The sequence below is a fragment of the Ligilactobacillus salitolerans genome (assembly GCF_003864415.1).
Taxonomy (GTDB): Bacteria; Bacillota; Bacilli; order Lactobacillales; family Lactobacillaceae; genus Ligilactobacillus; species Ligilactobacillus salitolerans.
In genome coordinates, this window is sequence record NZ_BFFP01000003.1 from 1 (window position 1) to 22,476 (window position 22,476).

The window sequence follows — 22,476 nt, forward strand, 5'->3', positions numbered from 1 at the left end:
AAGTACATCCTCGCATCATAAGTATTCGTAGGTCAGTCAGACCTAAGCCACACCTAGCCCTACTCAGCTAGCAGGTCGACAGATCGATACAGCATGTGGTTGGCACTCAAGATGATTATCTGGGCGGCAGTCTTTAAATGTAGTTGAACTACAGAGGTGAAAAACCTATACCAGTTGACCAAAGCCAATGACAATTAGAGGTTATCATGTAGTGTCCAACAAAGAAAGTAACAACAGTCACTAAAACTTGGTTTAAAAACCAATGTTTAATCTTATAATACGAGAGGTGAAAATCATGAAAAAAGCAACCGGTAAAATGTCAAAACGATCGAGCCTGATAATGTGGGCTGTAATTGTGATCGCTGCCAGCATTGTGGCTACGATTTTCCCGAATGCCATTGTTCAAACGGCTTCGACGATCATTGCTTTGTACGCTCTGTATAAAACAGTTGGGGTTCCCAAGTCATACTATCGTCGGATCGAACGAAACAAAGAGGCACATCAAAAATATAAACAGGAACGTCAAGAAAACTAATTATCGGGCAATGCATTTTCCCTGATTTTTCACGATATTGGTTCATGTTAATGACTGGTGAGGCGCTGCAGACTTGAGTTGCAGTGCCTTTTTATATAGTAGGTGCTAGTTTTTGATAAAAAATGTTTGTTGTTTTTATTAACAGATCACTGATAGCAGATTACTAAAAGACGGTAATATCAAGCTTAAGGTGTGTTTTAGCTTAACTGTCTGGTTTGATAAAGGATAAATTAATCAAAATAAACAAACAAAATAAAACAAATAATGTTGACTATACTGGTTTTATGTGCTAATTTAGACATGTAAATAACATTAACAAACAAAAACGACCATTAAGGAGTTGCGGCCATGCTAAAAAGAGAACGTCTCATGATGCTGCTTGATATGGTCAACCGAAATGGTATTGTCACCGTCAAAGACCTGATCGACCAGCTGGACGTCTCTGATATGACGATTCGTCGTGATTTAGACGAACTGTCGGACAGCGGAAAACTGATCCGGATCCATGGCGGCGCTCAAAGTCTTGCAAGTAGTGATGCGACAGAACTATCCCACGTTGAGAAAAAAGAGATCCACTTAGAGCAAAAAGAAAGAATTGCTCAAAGAGCGGCAAAAATGATCAGTGCTGGCGATACGATCTATATCGGACCGGGGACAACTCAGGAATTGATAGTTCAGTACGTTGATGATGTTGCCAATTTGAGAGTTGTTACGAATAGTTTGCCAGTCTTTGAAAGTTGGCAGTCCAAAAATGTTGACTTGATTTTAGTTGGCGGCACTTTCCGTGAACGCTCGGGTGCATTCATTGGCGGTTTGGCCAGTGATACATTGGGAGATCTGAAGTTTACCAAGTCTTTTGTGGGTGTTAATGGGATCCACAATGAGAGCATGATGACGGCTAATACTGAGGAAGGCAGCGCTCAAGCTGTTGCCACCAGTAATAGTATGAGCAAGATCGTTTTGGCTGACTGTTACAAGATCAATCGTGATGATTTTTATCAGTTTTACAACTTATATGATATGGACTATTTGATCACGAACGATGAGTTGAGCGGTGAAACGCTGGCTCATTACAGACAGTATACGAAGGTTGTATTGGCAGAGGATAAAACAAGCGGCAAATCGCCTAATAGCGGTTTGAAAGCTTGATAAAAATAAGTTTTACCGTACTGGTAAAGTCAAAATTACAAAGGAGATTTTATAATGAAAATTGCATTGGCATCTGACAAAGGCGGATTTGATTTAAAGGAATATATTAAGAACTACCTGACAGGCAAGGATTACGAAGTTGTTGATCTGACAGAAGAACCAGCCGCTGATTTTGTTGATTCTTCTGTAGCTGTTGCCCATGCTGTTTTAGAGGGCAAAGCAGACCGCGGGATCATGTTTGATGAATTTGGTGCCGGCTCAGCAATGGCTTCCAACAAGATCCACGGCATGGTTACAGCTAATGTCGCTGAAGAAAATACTTCACACATGACAACAGAACACAATGGTGCCAAAGCGATCGCGATCGGTGCTGGTATTGTTGGGCCAAAGAAGGCTGAATCATTAGTTGATGAATATCTCGGTGTTAACTACGCTGGCGGTCGTCATCAGATCCGTTTGGATATGCTGGAGAAATTATCTTAATTTATAAGCGGCTTAAACTGAATTAAAAACGTCAACTTCAAGGAGGAAGAAAAATGATTATCGCTTTAGGAAATGATCATATTGTTACAGATACAAAAATTCAAATCTCAGATTATTTAAAGGCTCAAGGCCATGAAGTGATCGATGTCGGGACTTATGACAACACCAGGACCCATTACCCGATTTACGGATTAAAAGTTGCTGATTTAGTGCGCGATGGTAAAGCAGATCTGGGTGTTGTTTTGTGTGGGACTGGCGTTGGAATCTCAACTGCTGCAGACAAAAATACCGGGATCCGGGCAGCTTTAGTGAACGATGTGACAACAGCTAAGTATGCTAAACAAGAATTAAACGCAAATGTGATCGGCTTTGGCGGGGCAGTTGTGGGCGAACATTTAGCCGAAGAGATCGTGCATACCTTCTTGACCACTGAATACAAAGAAACTCCAGAAAACAAGAAATTGATTGAAAAAATCGATGCTGTTGAAAAGGACAACCCCGATCAACATGATAACCCGCACTTCTATGACGATGAAATGAAACTGTGGAACGAAGGCTATTACCACGATTAAGCTTGTGCGTGAGACTAATAATCAATTATAAAGAGGAGAACAAAAAAGTATGTCCAACAAAATTGAAGCATTAAAACGCATGTCCAACAAAGACGGAGTGATTGCTGCTTTAGCGATCGACCAACGCGGTTCTTTAAAGAAAATGTTAGCTTCCGCTGCCAATAAGCCAGCGAACGAAGAAGATATCGTTGAATTTAAGAAGGCTATTTCTTCCGAATTGACCAAATACGCTTCTGCTATCTTGCTCGATCCAGAATATGGTTTGCCAGCTGCCGCAGAACGTGATGCAGATTGTGGTCTGTTGACTGCCTATGAAAAGACAGGTTATGACACAACGGCTCCTGGCCGCATGCCAGACTTGCTGGCTGACTGGTCTGTTAAGCGCCTGAAAGAAGCCGGTGCCGATTCGATCAAATTCATGCTTTACTATGATGTAGATGAAGGCGAAGAGATCAATCGTAAAAAACAAGCCTTTGTTGAACGGATCGGTGACGAATGCTTGGCAGAAGACATGCCATTCTTCTTGGAATTGATGTCCTACGATGCCAATATCGATGATACTAAGAGTGCAGAATACGCTAAGGTTAAGCCGCACAAAGTCAACGCGATGGTCACAGAATTTGCCAAAGAACGTTACAACGTTGATGTTTTGAAGGTTGAAGTTCCTGTTAATATGGACTTTGTTGCAGGCTATAACGGCGACAATGAAGTGGTTTACAGCAAGGACGAGGCTTTGAACTTCTTCAAGGAACAAGACAAAGCAACAGCCGGCGTACCATTTATCTTCTTGAGTGCCGGTGTATCCGCAGAGCTGTTCCAAGAAACCTTGAAATTTGCACATGAAGCCGGCTCAAGCTTTAACGGCGTTCTTTGCGGCCGTGCTACATGGCGTCATTCGATCGAACCATTTGCTAAAGACGGCGAAGAAGCTGGCCGCGAATGGATGCGGACAACAGGGCGCAAGAATATCGAAGACTTAAACGAAGTCTTGGCTGTCACAGCCTCCTCATGGGAAAGCAAAGTAAAATAAGTTTAGTTCGCTTCCCAGATTCAAAAAAGCGCCACCAAATTTTCTTGTTCTTTGAAAATTTGGTGGCGTTTTGTTAGTTATTAAGGCAAACAAGCAGCCGATCGGTCGACGTTTGGAACAAAGATCGAGGAAGTTTGTTCCAAAGGGAAAAAGTTTGGCACAAAGTCTGGCAAACATCCAACCAACCTGATCAAACTTCAATCGATTTGTGACCAGCCCTGTAGTCAATTAGAGTCAAGTCGTTGGATATTTGGATAGAAGCACGAAAAAAGGTTTGAACCGCTGAAAAAAGAACAGTTCAAACCTTTTTATGGTGAAATCTAGATAAATTGCAGGATCGTCATCAACACTGGAACAACAACGATGAATAACACAGTACTCATGACCACGACATCAGTGGCGTATTTGACATCGCTATGAGATTCGTTGGCTAAGATCGGTAAAACTGCCAGCATGGGAGTAGCTGATTGAACTACCAGAGTTTGACTCATGAGACTAGGCATAGTGAAACCTGCACCGGCACCAATTTTGATCAAGATGATCAGTACGAGCGGTGAAAGGATGAAGCGGCCGATCAGTGCTAAAACTGAGTCGCGTTCAAAGTGAAAGTTCTTTAGTCCCGCGTTATACAAAACGATCCCAATGTAAATCAAGGAGAGCGGGGTTACTAAAGAACCGACATAGTTTAGAGTCTGACCTAAGAAGTTCGGAACGGGGATGCCAAGCAGCATCCAAACGATGGCTACGATAAATCCGACCAGTGGCATGGGCAGGATCTTTTTCCAATTAATTTTGCGCTGTTTTTGGGCCGACTTATCAATGGTCGGATCGTCATTTTGAATCAAAAAGACCCCGAAAGCCCAGGTAGAAACCGTATTGACGATATAGTAAACCAGAAAGTACGACATGGCTTTATCGCCAAAGAGTGCCATATTCAAAGGCATCCCAATGAAAATCGTATTGGCATTCACGAAGGCGTTAATAAAGATCCCCCGGCGGCCGCGCTTGATCTTGAAGACTTTGACCATCGTCCAGGCAATCAGATAGCCGATCACGACACCAATTACAGGAAAGACTAATTCCTGTGAGAGACCAATTAAGCTTGAGCGAGTCAGATTTTTCATCACGGCGGTGAAGATCGAAGCCGGCAAAGCGATTTTGGTAATGAGGGAAGAAATTTCACCGCCAAAGGAATCACCGAACCAGTGGTACTTTTTGAGCAAATAACCCAGTGCCATGATCAACACGATCACAACAACACTAGAGACAGAGGTTAGAAATACAGACATGAGATGTGGACCTTCCTTTTTTAAGCAATTTTATGGTAAAAACTATTTGTACTCTGGGACCCATTTAGCAGCCTTGACTGCTTTTTTAGCATCCGTGATGCCTGGTTTAGCTAAGCCCTGGTCAATAGCACTTTGTGCAACGACTTCAGCTACAGTGATGGAAAATGCCGCTAATTTGGAAACAGGAGGTAAGACAGCTGCTCCTGGCTGAGTCGAATCAACGATCCCGCCTAAGGCATGGCTGGCCTGGGCCAACATCTTTTCGTTGATGACTCTGGCACCGACAGCCATTGCTCCAAAGCCGACGCCCGGGTAAACTAAGGCGTTATTAGCCTGACCGATGTCATAACTCACACCGTTATATTCCACTGATCCAGCGGGGATCCCTGTTGCGACTAATGCTTGTCCTTTGGTCCAATTAAGCAGGTCTTGCGCCTTGGCTTCTGCCAATTTTGTCGGATTGGACAATGGAAAAATGATTGGACGAGGAGTATGTGCGGCCATTTCCTGCACGACTTCCTTGGTAAATGCGCCTGGTTGAGTCGAAGTTCCGATCATGACGGTTGGATGGACCGCTTGAACGACTGCGAATAAATCTGTCAAATTAGCAGAATCAGCAAATTCAGTCCGAGAACGCGTAAATTTTTTCTGTCCAGGTGTTAAAGCGGGTGTGTCATCGAAAAGCAGTCCCTGTTTATCTACCAAGTAAAAGTGCTTCTTGGCTTCTGCTGGCGACAGACCTTCACGAATCAATTCGTCGTACAGCATTGAAGCGATCCCGACCCCAGCCGTTCCGGCACCAAAGGTTAAGAATTTTTGGTCGGTGATTTTTTCGCCAGAGATATTTAAAGCGCCTAAAACACCAGCCAGAGAAATGATGCCTGTTCCTTGGATATCATCATTGAAAATTAATTTCTGATCTTGATACTTTTCTAAGAGAACTGCGGCATTATCGCGGCCAAAATCTTCAAAATGCAAGAGTGCTTCAGGGAAGAGGCCGCTGGCAGCGGACACGAACTGTTCGACAAAATCTAAGTAGGTTTGTCCTTGAACCCGCGCGTGCCGGTTGCCGAGGTATTCCGGGTCGTCTAGCAGCTGCTGGTTGTCAGTTCCTACGTCCAAAACAACCGGGAGAACTTGTGCCGGGTCAACCCCGGCTGCGGCAGTGTAAACCATCAGCTTGCCAACGGCGATGTCGACACCATTGACACCCCAGTCGCCGATCCCTAAGATCCCCTGTGAATCTGTCACAACAACAAGGCGAATGTCACGCCCTCCGGCAGCATTTGCCAGAGATTCTTTGACATGCTCAGGATCATCGATCGACAAGAAGGCAGCTGCTTGAGGATCGGTGAATAATTGTCCGTATTGTTCGATCGAGTCCGCGATCGTTGGATCATAAACAACCGGCATAAATTCGGTGATATGCTGATCCATCAGCGCGAAGAAAAGTGTCCGGTTGGTATTAAAGATATTCATTAAAAACAGGCGTTGTTCCAGCGCAGAATCCTTGCTTTTGAACTGGTTGTAAGCTTGTTTGACTTGCTCGGACAAAGTTTGGACTCGAGGAGGCAGAGTGCCGATCAAGTTATATGTCTTTCTTTCATCTGCGGTAAAGGCAGTCCCTTTGTTCTTAAAGGGATCATTTAAGATACTTTGTACATTATTCATAGATAGAACCTCCATTGAATGAAAAAGCGAGTTAGCTAACCGCCTTGCTAAATAAATTAATATTCGTTAAAACGTGTTTCAGTATAGTCGTGTGTTAAAATGATAGTCAAACCTTAAGCTTCGTATAAACATTAATAATATGAGCAGTGTAAAAGCTGATTTGGAGGGCTTTAGATGAATATTAAAGATTTAGAATATTTTAAAATGGTTTTTATTGAAAAAAGTTTTTCGCAAGCAGCGTTGCAAATGCATGTCTCACAGCCCACGATCACGCAGGCGATCAAACGATTGGAGGAAGAATTTGAAAGTGAGCTTTTTATCCGGAATCACTCTCACCAAGAATTGCAGCCGACCAGAGCTGGTAGACAGCTCTTGGTCCATGTGGAGCAGGTTTTACTAGAATTAAAGCTGGCCAGAAAGGAATTGAAACAGTTAGAATTTGGCAAGGTCCGAGTTGGCTTACCGCCGATTATTGGCAATTATTATTTGCCGCAGATTTTTCCGGCCTTATTTCGCAGCGAATTGATCAATAAATTTGAAACGACAGAAGCCGGTTCTGCCGATTTACGCAAACAGCTGATCCATGGGGACTTAGATATTGCGCTGCTCGGTTCTTTGTCACCGATCAGTGATCAGGGCCTGAAAGTTGATCTGTTCGCGCAATCAAGGTTTAAAATTGTAGTCTCTGAGAAAAGCCCCTTAGCCCAAAAAGATACGGTTAAGTTTGCTGATTTGCAAAATGAGAATTTTATCGTTTTAGATAAAGGCTTTGTCCATCAAAAGGCCCTCAAGCAGATCAGCCAGCAAGTTCATATGCGGCCAAAGATCATTTATTCGACGTCGGACATGCATATTTTAAAGGCGCTGGTTGCTGAAGGTCTGGGGATCGGGTTCTTAACAGAGTCGGCAATTGCGGCAACGGACCGGATCCATTCTTTGAGCTTGGAAGATGAAGAACAGCCGATCTTTTACATGTCAACGGCATACCGGCAAAGCAAACTTTTGTCTGCTGATGAACAGAGTATCCTAGAGCTTTTGCAAAAGGAATTGTGAAAAATGGGCTGCACCAAGATAGTCAGCTAACGGCAAGAGTAGCGATGGAAGAACTTTTTGTTTGTGAATGTTTGTTTTTGATAAAAAATGATATTTTTACGTAAAAAACCGTTTACAAAACTAAGAAAGCGGTTTATACTTGGTGATGGATATGAAATGGATTGTTACTATTAGATTAGGCATGACCATAAGACAACCGGTAGTTGAACACGACTGCCTGCTAGTTCTTATGGCCTTTTTTTATCTAAAAAGGGTCAAAGGAGGAAACTTTCTTGCTAGGAATTATCCAAGTACTAAATAACAACTGTGCAATCGTAGACTTGGGTCAAGGCCGCCAAGCATTAGTTAAGGGAAGAGGGGTTGCATACCAGAAACGAAAAGGCGACTCGCTTGATCCCGAGCGAATTGAAAAAGTAATGTACCTGGCGACCAAGGAATCGCAACAGAACTTAGCATTTTTGTTAAAGGATATTCCGATCAATATTGTAACGACAACCTACGAAATCGTGGATAATGCCAAAAGCAAATATCACTATCAAGTGGCCGATTTCGTTTACGTTACTTTAGCAGATCATATCAATGGGATGTATAAGCATCTGCAAAGCAACACTTACCAGAAGACGCCGGTCCCAGATATGCAAGAACAGTACCCGACCGAGTATCAAATCGCTGCGGAAGGCTTAAGGATCATCAATTCAAATTTGAAGGTCTATTTTCCAAAAGACGAGATCAAAAGTATCGCACTTCACTTTATTAACGGCCGGAGTGAAGGCGACGACGATGATGCAGTCTCAGAAAATGAGAGTTCGCAGCTCACCACTGATTTGAACGATTTGGTCCAGAGCATTTTGCAAAAAAACATGGTGCTCAGAAATGGTTCAAACCAGAACTTTTATGACAGATTGATGATCCACCTTGGCTATCTTGCTGACCGTTTAGCTCGGCATGAACCAGCCAATGAGAGGGCGATCATCAAGATCGAGGAAGAAATGCGCCAGTCTTATCCGCATTCTTATGAGATCGCGCATGAAATTTATAGTGCAATCTGCCAGGAACTCGATGCTGACCTTGGTATCAATGAAGAGCTATATTTACTGATCCACATTCAACGGATCATTGATGAAAAAGAACATGAGAGCGATTTGAAGGCTGAAAGATACTAAAGTCAGCTAATTGATAAACGGAGGAAATTACTAATGGCTACAAAAAATGATATTTCAATGGTAGGTTTCGCAATTGTTGCCTACGCAGGCGATGCCAAATCAGATTTGATCGAAGCTTTGAATCAGGCGCGTGAAGGCAACTTTGCTAAAGCACGTGAATTAGTGGAGTCGGCTAACAAGAACATTATAGAAGCTCACAATGAACAAACCAGTCTGTTGACTCAAGAAGCAGGCGGGGCTGAGATGGACGTGACCTTCATTATGGTCCATGGGCAAGATACCTTGATGACCACAATGATGTTCAAAGATCAAGTTGAGTATTTCATCAATGAATACGAAAGGATCGCGAAAATCGAAGAACGTTTAGATAAGGCAGGTCTTTAATTTATGAGTTATTTAAACCGAGTAAAAAGTTTACCGCAGGACTTTGTCTGGGGCGGCGCGACAGCAGCTTACCAAGTCGAAGGCGCTACGAAAGTCGACGGCAAAGGTAAGACAATGTGGGATGACTATTTGGAAGCTCAGGGGCGTTTTTCACCTGATCCAGCCAGTGATTTTTATCATCGTTTCCCAGAAGATATTGCCTTATCAAAAGAATATGGCTTGAATGCGATCCGCGTTTCGATTGCATGGACACGGATCTTCCCGCAAGGTTATGGCAAGCCAAACCAAGAGGGCGTGGCATACTATCATCGTTTGTTTAAGGAATGCTTGGACAACGGCTTAGAACCTTATGTCAGTCTGCATCACTTTGACAGTCCCCAGACCTTGTTTGAAGACGGGGACTGGTTGAACCGCCAGAATATTGACTATTTTGTAGATTATGCAGAATTCTGTTTTAAAGAATTCACCGAAGTCAAAAACTGGTTTACGATCAACGAACTGATTTCATTAGCTTATTCGCAGTATATTCAAGGCAACTTCCCGCCAAATCACCACTTTGATGTTTCGGCCGGGATCCAGGCTCAGCATAATGAATTGCTGGCTCATGCTCGGGTGGTAAATCTCTACAAGAAGCTGGGGCTGACAGGTCGGATCGGGTTGATCCATGTGATCCAGCCGATTTATCCGATCGACGATGCACCAGAAAACGTCCATGCTGCTAAACTGCAAGATGCTTTTATGAATAAGTTCTTGTTGGATGGCGCTTTCTTAGGACATTATTCTGCAGACACCATGGATTCGATCAACGAGATCTTACGCCTCAATGAGGCTCACCTTGAGATCGAGGATGGTGATTTGGATATTCTGGCAGAGGCCGCAACGCAAAACGACTTCTTTGGCATGAATTACTACCAAAACCAGTTTATCAAAGCCTATCAAGGTGAAAGTACCAACAGTTTTAACGGTACAGGTGAAAAAGGAACATCATCCTTTAAGTTTAAGGGTGTCGGTGAAGCAGTTAAAAAAGAAGGCGTCCCGACGACTGATTGGGATTGGAACATTTACCCGGAAGGTCTGTATGATTCTTTGAAACGCGTGACGCGCGATTATCCGAACTGCAAGACGATCTATATCACGGAAAATGGGTTAGGTTTGAAAGAAGAGAAGCCGGCTGAGGGTGAAATTTTAGCGGATCCAAAGCGGATCGACTACATTGACCAGCATCTGGAAGCAATTTTGCAGGCAAGAGATGAGGGTGTTGATGTACAAGGCTACTTTGTCTGGTCGCTGCAAGATCAATTCTCTTGGGCTAATGGATATAACAAGAGGTATGGGTTATTCTTTGTTGATTTTGAGACCCAGAAGCGCTACATCAAGACGAGCGCGCTGTGGTTCAAGGAGTTAGCAGAAACAAAAACAGAGCGGAGATAAGCGGGAGAAAGCGAGCACTAACAGGCTTTGGGCAAAAATGCGGGTTTAAGCATTGTTGACCAAAGCAAGTTAGGCACAGCTTTCTGTCATGAGCAACTCGACTACAAAACACCGCAGTCTGCCGCTGCAGTGTGTATCAAATAAAATTTGTTCAATAAAAACAGAAAACATCCACCACTAAGGCGGGTCGTTACTATTCAATTAGGCGTGACCGCAGGTAGAAAGCGTGACAAGGGGTAAAGACTATCCTTATCTGCTGCTTTTGGCCTGCGGTCTTTTAAATTCAAGGCATTAATTAAAATACAAAAAAAACAAAAAGGAGTGAGGATCTTTGAACGGTATTATTAAAGCAATAGAAAAACACCAATCGACGTTTGAAAAGATTTCGCGTAATATCTATCTGCAAGCAATCAAAGATGGATTTTTAGCCGCAATGCCAGTCATCTTGTTCTCAAGTATTTTCCTCTTGTGTGCATCTTTGCCGTCAGTTTTTGGCGCAGAGCTGCCAGCTGGTCTGAATGAGTGGCTGAACAAGATTTATAATTTTACGATGGGGGTTGTCGGAATGTTGGTTTCCGCAACAACTGCCCGCTGCTTGGCAGGTTCTATGAACAGAAGTAAGATGCCTGCTGGCAAGGCGATCAGTGAGGTTTCAGTGATGATTGCCGCAATTTCTGGTTTCTTATTGTTAGCTGTCACACAACAAAAAGATGGTTCATTCGTGACTGCTAACATGGGGACCAATGGGATCTTATCAGCTTTCGTATCGGCATTCTTAACAGTGAACGTTTATCGTTTCTGTGTGATCAAAGATATCACGATCCATATGCCAAAAGAAGTTCCTGGTACAATTTCACAGAACTTCCGTGATATTTTTGCTTATTCATTCTCAGTTTTAGGTTGTGCTCTAATTGATTTTCTTTCACGTCAATTCGTCCAGGTTCCATTTGCTCAAGTTATTGCCAAGTTGTTCCAGCCATTATTCAATGGGGCAGAATCATACCTCGGCATGGCCTTCATTTGGTTCTTGATCCCGTTATTCTGGTTTGTCGGTGTGCACGGTCCTTCAGTGGTTAAACCTGCGATCGAAGCTCCATTATTCGGTAACACAACGCTGAACCTGGCTGCATTTAAAGCAGGAAATCACCCAACTCATGCTTTAACAGAAAACTTTGGTAACTTTGTCGGCGAACTTGGCGGAACTGGGGCTACTTTTGTTGTTCCTTTCATCTTCATGTTGGCAATGCGATCCAAACAGCTGCGTGCGGTTGGTAAAGCATCATTTCTGCCAGTAATGTTCGCTGTGAACGAACCATTGCTGTTCGCAGCTCCAATGATTTTGAACCCATACATGTTCGTACCATTCCTCTTGGCTCCTGTTGTTAATGTCTTGATCGGTAAGGCATTCATTCAGTTCCTGGGAATGAACGGGTTTATGTACGTCTTGCCATGGGCAACGCCGGGTCCAATTGGGACCTTCCTGGCGACGGGCTTCCAGCCAATTTCACTTGTATTTGTAGTTCTTCTTTTGGCAGTAGATACATTGATCTACTTCCCATTTATTCGAGCATATGACAAGGAACTCTGTGACCAAGAGGCTGCTAAGTTAGCTGCAGAAGGTGCAGATCAAGCAGATGTGATCGAAACAGTGCCAGCTGAAGGTACACCTGCGATGGCCACTGCTTCTGTTAACGTTGAGACACCAGCAGCACAAGAAACGATCGCTAATGATGTTACAAGTAAAGATCCTGATGATCCAACGAAAGTTTTAGTTCTCTGTGCCGGTGCCGGTACCAGCGAATTACTCGCTAACGCTTTGAAGAAGGGCGCGGAAGAATATAACGTTAACCTGACAGCTCGAGCTGGGGCTTACGGTTCACACTATGATATTCTGCCTAACTTTGATGTTGTAGTTTTAGCACCACAGGTTAAGATGTACTATGACGACATTAAGAAGGATACAGACAAATTTGGTATTAAGTTGATCAAAACGCAAGGCAAACAATATATCGATTTGACTCGAGCACCTAAAGAAGCACTTGAATTCGTCATGGGTCAATTGAACGAAAAAGACGAGGCTAATGTGTAATGCGAGCTGGTCTTTGGACCTGGGCTTTTCAGGTTTAAGAAAATAAATTGTGGGCTGGGATAAAACCAGCTTCGGTAAAAAGAATTGGCTGTAGAAATTGATCGTTGATTTCTGCAGCCAGTTTTTTCTTGTAAAAAGTGCAAAAATATCGCTTGAAGTATCTGCAGAGGATATACTAACAATAGCAAAAATAGGGAAGTGAGCAGCATGAATACAACAAAGGGACAAATGCCAGAGAAAAAAGAACCCAAGAATATTCATGAGTTGTTTGCCTGTTGGCAAGATGATGGACAACGAGACCATGAATTAGACTGGGGAAAAGCTGCGGGTAAAGAACTATAATAATCAAACAAGATATTTCTATTAAGAGAAGGCTGAAGGTTTAATTGGAAAATAGGGACATTTATAGCAAATGGAACCTGAAAAAATAGTTTCTCAAAATAGTGCAAGCAGAAATAAGCAAATCATTTTAGTACTTATGATGTCATTTGTATGTTATAATGACATTAAATTGAGGAGGGAGTGATAGATATGTCAACGAGTGCAACGACAATTCGACTTGATGATGAGCTTAAAGATAAGTTGATAAAAGAGCTAAGTGCCACTGGTTTAAGCATTAACGCTTACTTTAATATGGCCGCGAGACAGTTAATACTTCAAAAAAAGATTCCTTTTGAAATTTTGACTGAAGCAGATGAACCAACGGAGGAAACTAGGCGCGCTTTAGTGGCAGCAGAGGCCAAGAAGCTGGGAATCATTCCCGATGATGTTCCTGAATTTGATAATACCAAAGCTTTAAAAAACTTTTTGGACAGTTGAATATGTATAAACTTAAACCTGAACCACAATTTAAAAAAGATTATCGCTAACTTAAACGGAAACATCATGAGTTGATCACTGATTTAATGCAAGCTTTAGAACAACTTCAAGTGAACGGTGTCGTTAATCAAGAATATCAACCACATGTGTTTAAAAATCGATATTCTGGTAATTTATATGATTCATAGGACTAATCCGGTGATTCGTTTGATTCGAGTGGGTGGACATGATGAATTGTTTCATAATAGATTAAATGTTTAAATTGAAAACCAAAAAACTAGCAAACCTATCCCTGAATTGGGAGTGTTTTGCTAGTTTTTTTAAAAATATAAAAGAATTTCAGCATACGCATTAGCCAAAAAATCAATGTACCAACATCTAGAATATTCTACATGACCGCAGACAAGTCACGGTTGTTCACTTCTGTAGATCAGTCAGCGAAATAATGCGGTCTGTCTGGTGAGCCTCTTCCAAGTTATGGGTGACCATAATAATCGTTTTATGATAATCATCCCGCAGCTTGCTGATTTCTTGGAGAGCGGCCTGAGCATTAGCTGGATCCAGGGCGCCGGTCGGTTCATCGGCTAAAATCAACTCACCAGGTTTTAGGATGGCGCGCGCGATGGCAACACGCTGCTGCTCACCACCCGATAAAGTATTAACTAGTTCGTTTTGCAGGTCGCTGATCCCTAGGCGAGCTAGGACTTCGTGAATGGCCGATTTTTTGTCACTTGAAGATTGATGGACAAAGTTCATGGCCAACCATAAATTTTGAAAAACTGTTTCGTTTGAGATCAACGCAAATGATTGAAACAGATAATTGATTTGTTCTCTTCTGATTAAGGTCGCTTTTTTACTGTTGATTTTCGGCAAAAGGTCACCGTGGAGTCTAATTTCGCCAGTTGAGGGTTCATCTAAAAGTCCCAGCAGATTCAGCAAGGTCGACTTGCCTGCGCCCGAAGGACCGACTAGGGCCACGAATTCTCCTTGGGCCACTGAAAAACTAACCGATTTTAGGATCTCCCTTGCACCGAATGTTTTGCCAAGGTTGGTAACAACGATTTCTTCCATAATATATTCAGCCCCGTTTAAATAAAGTAGTGATTTCATTGAAGTTGTTTCTGTTCGTGTAAAACCAAAAGAGTATGAGTTGTAATAATAAACTGATCAGTACTAGGACCACGCCGATCTTGCTTTTAAGCACAAGGATCACGGCTAGCTGCAAGAGATGGATGAAAATGATCCCGAGTAAAGGAGTCCGGTAAAGCTGAAAGAATGAAAAACCCAGGAATTTTTTAACGGCGAGTTTTTCTTGGTTGGCCGTTTGAAAAATTGTCGCGATGACTAATAAACATAGAATTAGCAGAACCAACGTGACCATAAAGAGGCTGCCAAATAATCTGATGGTCTGTCTTAAATCTTTTTGCAGTCCATCAATATATTTTTGAACGCTCAAAAATGCGGGCTTGTTATCTTGCAAGTGGTGCTGGGCCAAAAGCTGGCTAGTCATCGTTTGATGGGCCTTTTTTAGGCTGCTGAATTTTAGATAACCGTCTAACCCAGTTGCTCGGATTCCACCAGTTTCGATATAAGTCATGTTCTCTGGGGTCGCAATATAAATAACTGGCTGTCTGGTGAAGGACTCTTGCTTAGCCGAATCTACCCAGGTGAAAAACTTTTTGTCAAAATGGTACCTTACGAAACGAAACTCTCTTTTTTTAGTGAAAACGGTTGGCACATCATCAGCACTAAGCCCAAGTACCGAATCTTCTTTCAGGAAGGCAGTGAGCTTATTCTGAGCGCGTGCAGAAAGTGTGTCTGGAATAAGAAATAAGCGTGTCCCTGACTCTGCGGCAGCTAGCTCTTTTGGGGCAAGTTGAATGCCGTTTTTTTGAGCAAAATTTGGAGAAAAAGTCAGTTTCCAGAAAGGCTGCTCGGGCAGGTCATGGTAGGGGCCATCTTGTTGCATACTAGCTAACCAGCCGGGTGAAAAGTAATCCGCATGAATGAGGTAAACGCCTTTTTTCTGGCTAATAGCGGCATAGGTCGACCACAGATCTTGGTCTAGCTTAGACGATTTTCCAGCAATAGAAGAATTATCCGTCCCGGTTGCTAAATCGTTAAGCACAGCCAGCTTGGAAACGTGGTCCCATTGAGTTTTTAGCTGTTGATTTTCTGCGATCGATTTTAACGGCAGGTCGGTGGTGTAACTGATTGCGACGATCCCAGCACTCAGCAGCAAGTAGAGGGTAATTGAGAAAAAATACAATATTTTTTTAGGAAAGCTGCCCTTGATCAGCTCAATATTTTTTAAAACTAGGATCACAGATGCTGCTAAGTAGAAGCTAACAAGGGTCACAAGTAAACTAGCGCTGGCTGCCAGTAGAAAGTATTTCAGCAGTACCAGAGTGAATACTTTTTGACCTAAGCTAAGTGCAAAGATAAGCGCACCTACACTCCCAATTATTAGTGTCCAGATCAAAAAAGGGTACGCTGCCTGAAAAAGGATCCCTTTCTTAGTCCACCCAAGCAGGATTAAACTCCCGATTTTTTTGGCGGAGCGAATGAGCAAAATAATGAAAAAACAAAGCAAAAACAAAAATGTCAGTGCTAAAAAGGCGAGCAGTTCCATAAAAATGAAACGGTCATCAGTGCTGATGCCACTTTTGGCGCGGACTAAATCGGCTTGCTTCTGGTGGGTGAGTAAGGATAGCTCGCGAAGGAGTCGGTGATACTCTTGGGGATTTTTAAAACCGCTGATTTCATAGTGCCCGTTGATCGTCGCGCTGTTCGTGACCAACTTATTGAGTTGGTAGATGGTTGTTTTACCAGAAAAGGGGAACTGGTACAGTGCCTTGATCTCATTAACTGAGCCATTACCTAAACCAAGTGTAGCATTGGGATTACTACTCTTTAGCAGTTTATCAATGTCATCTTTTGTCAGTAAATTGTGTTTAAAAAACTAAAAGTAACATTTTTATTTTTGGTATTCCCTAGTATGCCGATATTTAGGCTTGGTTGACCAGCAATTGTATTCCCGCTGTCTTTGCGCATGATTAGTAAATTATCCTGCTGCGCATACTGGGTAAGCAGGGACATAACTTCTTCTTTTTGCTGGCTAGGCACTTTGTTGAGGAACAGTTGATAATTGTTGTCACTGGAAAGATAGTGGCTCCAAGCGTTTTGATAGCTGTTTCCCACCAGCCAGGTTGAAACTAAGAGCAACAAAATTGTTTGTATCAAAATCAAAGCGCACCCGCCCAGGCGGACACGCTTTGAAAAAATTCTTTTCTTCATGATGTTAATGTCACTTTCTAAGTAGAGTTACTTACACGACCAGTAAGCTTGTAGTGTAGCATTTCCAATGTATTTTGAAGCGTCTGCATCTCGGCGCAGCTTACGCTTCAATAATACCACGAAAGCACTTTCAAAAAATGGGTGTATACCTTTTTAATTATCATTTTTTTGATTGCATTCAGAAAATTATGATAATTATTTTAAAAATAACGGTGTATAAACTAGTCTTACGATCGATAGCTAAAAAGAGATGCCACGACTATTATTAACGTGACATCTTTTTTAGCCAACACGAGTAGTTAACATCAGAGTGACCTGATAAAGTGATGGGTTTTATTGTAAACGTTGATTCAAAATCTGGCGACGAGTTTTAAAGTCAATGAGTTGAAGGTCCTGTTCAATTACCCAAGAATAGTGAAAGGGATCTCTGACAACGCCGTTCAGTACGCCTAGCTCTTTATCTTCCGTCAAAGGCACGATCACTTCAAAACCAGCATTAACAGCACGTTGATATAAAGCCTGTGCATCTCTCACAACCAAGTTGAACCATAATGGTTGTGAAACTTTGGGATCGGGTATGTGCCAGCCCATTTTGGGATTGGCATCAAAGAGGTGAAATTGCATCTCTTCAAGTTCAAAAATAACTTCATTGAATGCTGATTTTGGCAGATTTTTACTCGATTCTTTCAGTTTAGTTTCGAAGACAGTCGCATAGGTTTCATAAGCTTGTAATGCATCTTTGACTACACAATCAATTACGATCACGCTAGCACTCCCTTTTTCTATTGGTTTTACAAATTGGATCCAGCTTCTTAATCGCTGCTGTCGCGGTAGGTGATCGAGGTGCCGACGATCAGACGCTCCGGGACTGCCGTGTGTTCTGATTTAACGTTTTGTAACAAGAGTTCCACTCCGTGCTGGGCCATCAAAGACAGGTTAACTTTAACCGAAGTTAAGCTCGGTTCTGTCTGTTCTGCGACCCGGGAATCGTTAAAACTGATGACTGAGACGCGTTCTGGGACTGGCAAATTTTGTTCTTTGAAAAAGTCCAAGGCACCAACCGCTAAAATATCGCTGGCAATAAAAAGCGCCGTGGGAAAATCTTCTTTTTGTTTCTTGTAGGCTTTTTTTACGGCTAGGTAGCCCGCTTGGCGGGTGACATGGTTAGTCGTAAAGACGTTTTGGGCGCGGTAAAGGTGCTTGGAACGCAAGTGGTGGCGATAGTCAACTAAGCGGCGGTCGTAAATTTTTTCGGTGTTGTCACTGGTCCGGCCTTCAGCTAACAAAATACCAATGTTATCCCGACCGTGTTCGATAAAATCGTTGAGGACTTTTTTGACCCCGACCTCATTATCGCTGGTGACACAGCTGAGATCGTTTTCTAGCGTGTTTTCACCGATGAAGACCAAGTGTGCGTTTAGGCGCTTAAGCTGTTCGCGCTGAGCGGTACTGAAACGTCCGATGGCGAGTGCCCCTGCACAGCGGCGGACATTGGTCCAAGGCGAGTCGCCAAAAATCAATGTAGTTGCGTAACCGACAGACTTGAGTTCTTCTTCAACTGCGATGCGCAGTGTCTGATAGTAAGAGTCATCTTGTTCTTGGTCTTTGGTATACCAGGTCACGATCCCGATCTTTTGTGCATGGTTCTTCTTTTTCCCAGGAGAGTAGTTCATCTCATTGGCGATCCTGACCACGCGTTGCCGAGTCTGGTCGGTCACGGAAAGAGTCGCGTCTTGGTTGAGGATCCGCGAGACGGTTGCGATGGAGACGCCTGCTTGACTGGCAATTTCTTTTAATCCCACTGTTCGACCCTCCTTTAAATTTGCTCTGGCATTACCGTTTTTAGTCTATCTATTATTTTATTGTGAAGTCTGTTTTTTTGCAAAGGGAATTCTGCGCACAGCAAATGTTTTCTAGGCGGGATAGCTGTTTGTTCACGAAATAGTCGGGCAGAATAATGTAGTCGCAAAATCCCCCGTAATTTTAGGCTTTAACCTAATAATTACGGGGGATCATTGTTCGTGTCAGAGGATTATTCCGGCAACTCGCCGGTTTCTGTTATTTTTTTGAACCAGTGGGCACTCTTCTTGGGATAGCGCTGCTGGGTTTCAAAGTCGACAAAGAACAGCCCATAGCGCTTATTGTAACCGTTGGTCCAGGAGAACATATCCTGTAAGGACCAGACAAAGTAGCCTTTGACATTGATCCCATCGTTGATCGCCCGCAAGACTTCTGCTAGGTGCAATCTGATGTAGTCGATTCGTTTCTGATCGTCTAAGATCTTCCCGGCAGCTGGTTTTTCTTCTTTCAGACCAAGCCCATTTTCAGTGATGTAAAGGTCCTTGACCAGGGGATAGTTGGTCTTGATCCGCTCTAACTGGTCGTAAAGTCCCTGCGGGTTGATCGGCCAATCCCAGTCGGTCATTTCGATCCCGTCTGGTACGCCGGATTCGCCAATCCCTTGCAGCCGTGAAATAGAAGAACCTTTCTGGCCAGTCCCGTTGTGGACCGTCTCGGAAATACCGTGATATTCTTTCATGTATTTGCTGAAGTAATAGTTCACGCCAACGAAGTCCAGCTGCTGGGCAGCTTGTTTGAGCTCGTCCATCTCGCTGGGATTGATCGTGATCTCTGCTTGCTGATTTGCCGCTAAGATCTCGTTCATTAACGCCAATGTTTCAGTGCCGTATTCACCTGCCAAGGTCCCGTCTAAGAAAACGCGATTGTCCAGTGTATCCTGGAGTTTAGCAGCGTGAATATCCCCATCTTTAGCCGGGTCAAATGGATAAACGGTCTGCAAGGCATGCACGACCCCAATTTGTCCGGCGATCCCCATTTCTTTGAAAGCATTGACCACGCGGGCATGTGCAAGGTTCAAATTATGCTCTGCTTGGAAAGTTTTGTGGAAATTGTACTTTTCGCCTGGTGGGAAAGTCCCAGTCGTATACTGTTGGACTGCCATCGAGGTGGGCTCGTTGATCGTGATCCAGTAGTTGATCTCGCTAAATTCCTGGAAGCAGAACTTGGCGTATGCAACATATTTTTCAATGTTATCTGGGTTTAACCAATCACCAGCCTGGTGCAGTGTTTCCGGTGTGTCAAAGTGGTGCAAAGTCACGAACGGCTCGATCCCATTTTTGCGGCATTCGGCAAACATTTGGTGATAGTAGTCGACCCCAGCTTGTTCCGGCTTGCCGGCACCTATCGGAAAGATCCTGGCCCAAGCAATTGAGATCCGGATCGAGTTTAAGCCGAAATCGTGTGATAATTTCAGATCTTCCGGGTAGCGATGGTAGAAATCACAGGCGGGTTCAGGATCGAAACGGCCTTGTCTTTCCAGGAAGGGTTCCCAGAGGACCTGGCCTTTGTTGTCTTCCTTCACGGCACCTTCGGCTTGGAAAGCAGCGGTTGCGCCGCCAAAGTAAAAGTCTATTGAAAATTTCATGGAACATTCTCCTCTCATGTCTTTGAATCAATTCTCTTTTTTAGTACAAATTACTGCTCAGTTTGTTGGTTTAATTGTTCTGAGACAAAGGCTAGTGCTTTGTCACCGTCGCGGGTCAGTTCAATATACTGGCGGCCGGTTGTGGAAGCCATCTTGACCCCGTATTTGTCAGTGATGCTCTTTAAGTTGTCTTTCATACTGTCCATTTGCGGTGCCAAGATCACCAGATCCATATCTTGGATCAAGTCCATATCTTGACCATAAGCTCGCGCCGCAGCGGACAGGCTAAGATCTCTTTCTTTTGCCAACTTGTTAAGCGCGTTAGCTAAGATCCCGCTCGTACCGCCGCCGGCACATAAGACAAGGACTGTACTGTTTTCCGGGATCCCGTTAACGCTTGGAGTTGCCGGTGCTTCTTTAGCTGCAAGGACAACTGATCCGTCTGCAGCTGGGATCGCTGTACCGTTTTGTTCTTCGATGACAGTTTCTTTGGCAAGTTCTTGTGCCAGCAAGGTTTTGTCATAGGCTTTGAAGAATGGCCAGTAAACTAGGATATCCAAGACGATGATCAGTCCAACGTAGACAAAGGATAATGGTGCAAAACCAGTTGAAACTGGGATACCAATGAAGCCTGGCAGAGTCCATGGCATGGTGTACATGATCGAATTCATGCCTAAGACCTCAACGAAGAATTTAAATAAGCAAATGTTGACGATCGGTGTCAGGATGAACGGCACAAAGAAGACTGGGTTCATAATGATCGGCGTCCCGAACAAAACAGGTTCGTTGACAGAGAAGGTCCCCGGAATAAAGGAAGTCCGTCCAATCGCCTTGAGCTGTTTGGATTTGGCAAAAAGCATGAAGATGTAGGCTAGAACCAAAGTTGAACCGGTCCCTCCAAAGTTCATCACGTAATCCATCGTATTCATGGCCAGGACATGCGAAGCCTGGTGGCCGCCCTGGTACATCTGTAAGTTGGCAGCGGTGTTGGCGATCATGATCGGGACAACTGCTGGTTGGACGATCGAAGGTCCTTGCACCCCGCAGAACCAGAAGAAGGCCATAGCTCCGGCAATGATTGAAAGCCCCAGGTAGGACTCGCTTGCACTAAAGAGCGGCGACAAGACTTGGATGATAAATTTCGGCAAATTGGTCCCGGTCAATTCTTTGAAGGCAACATCGATCGCCCAGAAAAGGCTGACACTAGCTGCCATTGGGATCACGTCTTTAAAGGTTTGCGCGATGTTTTGCGGAACTTGCGGCGGCAACTTGATCGTGACGTTATTTTTGATGCAGACATAGTAGATGTTTGGTGTGATCAAGCCGACGATGTAAGCGGCAATCAGCCCTTGAGTTCCCAAGTATGTTAAATCTACGCCTGCTTTCAGCGGAACGGCGGCTAAGATAATGAATGAGATCTCGGCAGCCATGATGACTGAGATCGGGTTGATCCGATTAGTCTTAGGCAGACGCAAGTTTTTGGAATCGGTCAGATTTTTGGCAGTTGTTCCGGTGACAAATAATGCTAAAAGTCCCATTGAATAGTTATAGGCGATCATCAGATTATTGGTGACGTTATCCGGCCAATAAAAACCCCAGGCATTCGGAACATACGCGATCATTAGGAAAATACTTGAGAATAAGATAATTGGCATGGCAGCGATAAAACCGTCACGAATGGCTGCTATGTACTGGTTAGATGCAATTTTTTCGAATAATGGCTTAAACTTCTCCATCTTTTTTTCAATTCCGGCGCTCACAGTAAAACCTCCCTGTATTAGTAAAATTAAATAATAAATGAAATTCACAACGTTGAAAGTGAAAGCATGCTCTCTCTGGCCAGAGAATGGATCATTTTTAGAATGCGTTTTCAATCCCAACTATTATTATATTTTTAAAAAAGTAAAAGTCAACACTATTTTTACTAAAATTTACTATTTAAATGCTATAAATCAGCTTTGTAAAATATAATATATGATAAAAAACGAAGATATTTTGGGAAAATACATTGAATAATATAGGTGTGATCGTAATTTGAACGTTGCGCTCCCGAGGGGTAAAAACGT

General features: G+C 43.3%; 20 protein-coding genes and 1 pseudogene. 12 read left to right on the forward strand and 9 right to left on the reverse strand.

Features of this window, described 5'->3' with window-relative positions; genetic code table 11:
- Positions 1 to 295 precede the first annotated feature (295 nt).
- The 5 genes from LFYK43_RS01300 (at position 296) to lacD (ending at position 3,769) form a co-directional block, all read left to right on the forward strand.
- The gene (locus LFYK43_RS01300) at positions 296 to 535 is read left to right on the forward strand and encodes a hypothetical protein (protein WP_124974658.1); all 240 of its coding nucleotides are present in this window, start codon (positions 296 to 298) and stop codon (positions 533 to 535) included.
- A gap of 348 nt (positions 536 to 883) precedes the next feature.
- On the forward strand, positions 884 to 1,684 hold the full coding sequence (locus LFYK43_RS01305; protein WP_124974660.1) for a DeoR/GlpR family DNA-binding transcription regulator: 801 nt from the start codon (positions 884 to 886) through the stop codon (positions 1,682 to 1,684).
- 54 nt (positions 1,685 to 1,738) lie between these two features.
- Complete coding sequence (gene lacA / locus LFYK43_RS01310; protein WP_124974662.1) at positions 1,739 to 2,167, forward strand: galactose-6-phosphate isomerase subunit LacA; 429 nt, start codon at positions 1,739 to 1,741, stop codon at positions 2,165 to 2,167.
- 53 nt (positions 2,168 to 2,220) lie between these two features.
- Positions 2,221 to 2,739 carry a galactose-6-phosphate isomerase subunit LacB gene (gene lacB, locus LFYK43_RS01315; RefSeq protein ID WP_124974664.1) on the forward strand — a complete coding sequence of 173 codons (519 nt, stop codon included), beginning with the start codon at positions 2,221 to 2,223 and terminating at the stop codon, positions 2,737 to 2,739.
- Between the two features lie 49 nt (positions 2,740 to 2,788).
- The gene (lacD, locus tag LFYK43_RS01320; protein ID WP_124974666.1) at positions 2,789 to 3,769 is read left to right on the forward strand and encodes a tagatose-bisphosphate aldolase; all 981 of its coding nucleotides are present in this window, start codon (positions 2,789 to 2,791) and stop codon (positions 3,767 to 3,769) included.
- A gap of 320 nt (positions 3,770 to 4,089) precedes the next feature.
- On the opposite strand, the gene LFYK43_RS01325 is transcribed toward lacD, so the two are convergent.
- Both LFYK43_RS01325 and LFYK43_RS01330 read right to left on the reverse strand, forming a co-directional pair.
- Positions 4,090 to 5,058: an AEC family transporter gene (locus LFYK43_RS01325; protein WP_124974668.1), complete on the reverse strand. Its 969-nt coding sequence runs from the start codon at positions 5,056 to 5,058 to the stop codon at positions 4,090 to 4,092.
- Positions 5,059 to 5,100: 42 nt separating this feature from the next.
- A complete protein-coding gene (locus LFYK43_RS01330; protein WP_124974670.1) occupies positions 5,101 to 6,729 on the reverse strand; it encodes a malolactic enzyme in 1,629 nt (542 codons plus the stop codon).
- Positions 6,730 to 6,903: 174 nt separating this feature from the next.
- Between LFYK43_RS01330 and LFYK43_RS01335 the strand changes: the two genes are divergently transcribed.
- The 7 genes and pseudogenes from LFYK43_RS01335 to LFYK43_RS01360 all read left to right on the forward strand — a co-directional run bounded on the left by LFYK43_RS01335 (position 6,904) and on the right by LFYK43_RS01360 (position 13,668).
- Complete coding sequence (locus LFYK43_RS01335) at positions 6,904 to 7,782, forward strand: LysR family transcriptional regulator (protein ID WP_124974672.1); 879 nt, start codon at positions 6,904 to 6,906, stop codon at positions 7,780 to 7,782.
- A 272-nt stretch (positions 7,783 to 8,054) separates the two neighbouring features.
- Complete coding sequence (locus tag LFYK43_RS01340; protein WP_124974674.1) at positions 8,055 to 8,945, forward strand: PRD domain-containing protein; 891 nt, start codon at positions 8,055 to 8,057, stop codon at positions 8,943 to 8,945.
- A 33-nt stretch (positions 8,946 to 8,978) separates the two neighbouring features.
- Entirely contained in the window at positions 8,979 to 9,329 is a 351-nt protein-coding gene (locus LFYK43_RS01345; protein WP_124974676.1) for a PTS sugar transporter subunit IIA, read from the forward strand.
- A gap of 3 nt (positions 9,330 to 9,332) precedes the next feature.
- Positions 9,333 to 10,760: a 6-phospho-beta-galactosidase gene (gene lacG / locus LFYK43_RS01350; protein ID WP_124974678.1), complete on the forward strand. Its 1,428-nt coding sequence runs from the start codon at positions 9,333 to 9,335 to the stop codon at positions 10,758 to 10,760.
- A 331-nt stretch (positions 10,761 to 11,091) separates the two neighbouring features.
- A complete protein-coding gene (locus LFYK43_RS01355; protein ID WP_124974680.1) occupies positions 11,092 to 12,849 on the forward strand; it encodes a PTS lactose transporter subunit IIBC in 1,758 nt (585 codons plus the stop codon).
- Positions 12,850 to 13,080: 231 nt separating this feature from the next.
- Positions 13,081 to 13,191, forward strand: a pseudogene (locus tag LFYK43_RS12940) (AbrB/MazE/SpoVT family DNA-binding domain-containing protein); the annotation flags it as partial.
- Positions 13,192 to 13,380: 189 nt separating this feature from the next.
- Positions 13,381 to 13,668, forward strand: coding sequence for a type II toxin-antitoxin system RelB/DinJ family antitoxin (locus LFYK43_RS01360; RefSeq protein ID WP_124974682.1), 288 nt, complete (start codon positions 13,381 to 13,383; stop codon positions 13,666 to 13,668).
- Between the two features lie 417 nt (positions 13,669 to 14,085).
- Here LFYK43_RS01360 and LFYK43_RS01370 read toward each other — a convergent pair whose 3' ends face one another.
- The 7 genes from LFYK43_RS01370 to LFYK43_RS01400 all read right to left on the reverse strand — a co-directional run bounded on the left by LFYK43_RS01370 (position 14,086) and on the right by LFYK43_RS01400 (position 22,158).
- Positions 14,086 to 14,778: an ABC transporter ATP-binding protein gene (locus LFYK43_RS01370; RefSeq protein WP_229717875.1), complete on the reverse strand. Its 693-nt coding sequence runs from the start codon at positions 14,776 to 14,778 to the stop codon at positions 14,086 to 14,088.
- A complete protein-coding gene (locus LFYK43_RS01375) occupies positions 14,747 to 16,027 on the reverse strand; it encodes a bacteriocin-associated integral membrane family protein (RefSeq protein WP_158609166.1) in 1,281 nt (426 codons plus the stop codon). Before LFYK43_RS01375 ends, LFYK43_RS01370 begins: the two co-directional genes overlap by 32 nt.
- A 581-nt stretch (positions 16,028 to 16,608) precedes the next feature.
- Entirely contained in the window at positions 16,609 to 16,965 is a 357-nt protein-coding gene (locus LFYK43_RS01380; protein ID WP_124974686.1) for a hypothetical protein, read from the reverse strand.
- A 333-nt stretch (positions 16,966 to 17,298) separates the two neighbouring features.
- Positions 17,299 to 17,730, reverse strand: a complete 432-nt coding sequence (locus LFYK43_RS01385; protein WP_124974687.1) for a VOC family protein — start codon at positions 17,728 to 17,730, stop codon at positions 17,299 to 17,301.
- A gap of 47 nt (positions 17,731 to 17,777) precedes the next feature.
- Positions 17,778 to 18,767 (reverse strand): LacI family DNA-binding transcriptional regulator, encoded by a 990-nt coding sequence (locus tag LFYK43_RS01390; protein WP_124974689.1) that lies wholly within the window; start codon positions 18,765 to 18,767, stop codon positions 17,778 to 17,780.
- 230 nt (positions 18,768 to 18,997) lie between these two features.
- The gene (lacG, locus tag LFYK43_RS01395) at positions 18,998 to 20,410 is read right to left on the reverse strand and encodes a 6-phospho-beta-galactosidase (RefSeq protein ID WP_124974691.1); all 1,413 of its coding nucleotides are present in this window, start codon (positions 20,408 to 20,410) and stop codon (positions 18,998 to 19,000) included.
- A gap of 50 nt (positions 20,411 to 20,460) precedes the next feature.
- Positions 20,461 to 22,158 carry a lactose-specific PTS transporter subunit EIIC gene (locus tag LFYK43_RS01400; protein WP_124974823.1) on the reverse strand — a complete coding sequence of 566 codons (1,698 nt, stop codon included), beginning with the start codon at positions 22,156 to 22,158 and terminating at the stop codon, positions 20,461 to 20,463.
- Positions 22,159 to 22,476: the final 318 nt, after the last annotated feature.

Bases quoted from the DNA above. Each gene is read 5' to 3' on its own strand.
- LFYK43_RS01300 (WP_124974658.1), top strand. From the start codon at position 296: ATGAAAAAAGCAACCGGTAAAATGTCAAAACGATCGAGCCTGATAATG.
- LFYK43_RS01305 (WP_124974660.1), top strand. From the start codon at position 884: ATGCTAAAAAGAGAACGTCTCATGATGCTGCTTGATATGGTCAACCGA.
- lacA (WP_124974662.1), top strand. From the start codon at position 1,739: ATGAAAATTGCATTGGCATCTGACAAAGGCGGATTTGATTTAAAGGAA.
- lacB (WP_124974664.1), top strand. From the start codon at position 2,221: ATGATTATCGCTTTAGGAAATGATCATATTGTTACAGATACAAAAATT.
- lacD (WP_124974666.1), top strand. From the start codon at position 2,789: ATGTCCAACAAAATTGAAGCATTAAAACGCATGTCCAACAAAGACGGA.
- LFYK43_RS01325 (WP_124974668.1), bottom strand. From the start codon at position 5,058: ATGTCTGTATTTCTAACCTCTGTCTCTAGTGTTGTTGTGATCGTGTTG.
- LFYK43_RS01330 (WP_124974670.1), bottom strand. From the start codon at position 6,729: ATGAATAATGTACAAAGTATCTTAAATGATCCCTTTAAGAACAAAGGG.
- LFYK43_RS01335 (WP_124974672.1), top strand. From the start codon at position 6,904: ATGAATATTAAAGATTTAGAATATTTTAAAATGGTTTTTATTGAAAAA.
- LFYK43_RS01345 (WP_124974676.1), top strand. From the start codon at position 8,979: ATGGCTACAAAAAATGATATTTCAATGGTAGGTTTCGCAATTGTTGCC.
- lacG (WP_124974678.1), top strand. From the start codon at position 9,333: ATGAGTTATTTAAACCGAGTAAAAAGTTTACCGCAGGACTTTGTCTGG.
- LFYK43_RS01360 (WP_124974682.1), top strand. From the start codon at position 13,381: ATGTCAACGAGTGCAACGACAATTCGACTTGATGATGAGCTTAAAGAT.
- LFYK43_RS01370 (WP_229717875.1), bottom strand. From the start codon at position 14,778: ATGAAATCACTACTTTATTTAAACGGGGCTGAATATATTATGGAAGAA.
- LFYK43_RS01380 (WP_124974686.1), bottom strand. From the start codon at position 16,965: ATGAAGAAAAGAATTTTTTCAAAGCGTGTCCGCCTGGGCGGGTGCGCT.
- lacG (WP_124974691.1), bottom strand. From the start codon at position 20,410: ATGAAATTTTCAATAGACTTTTACTTTGGCGGCGCAACCGCTGCTTTC.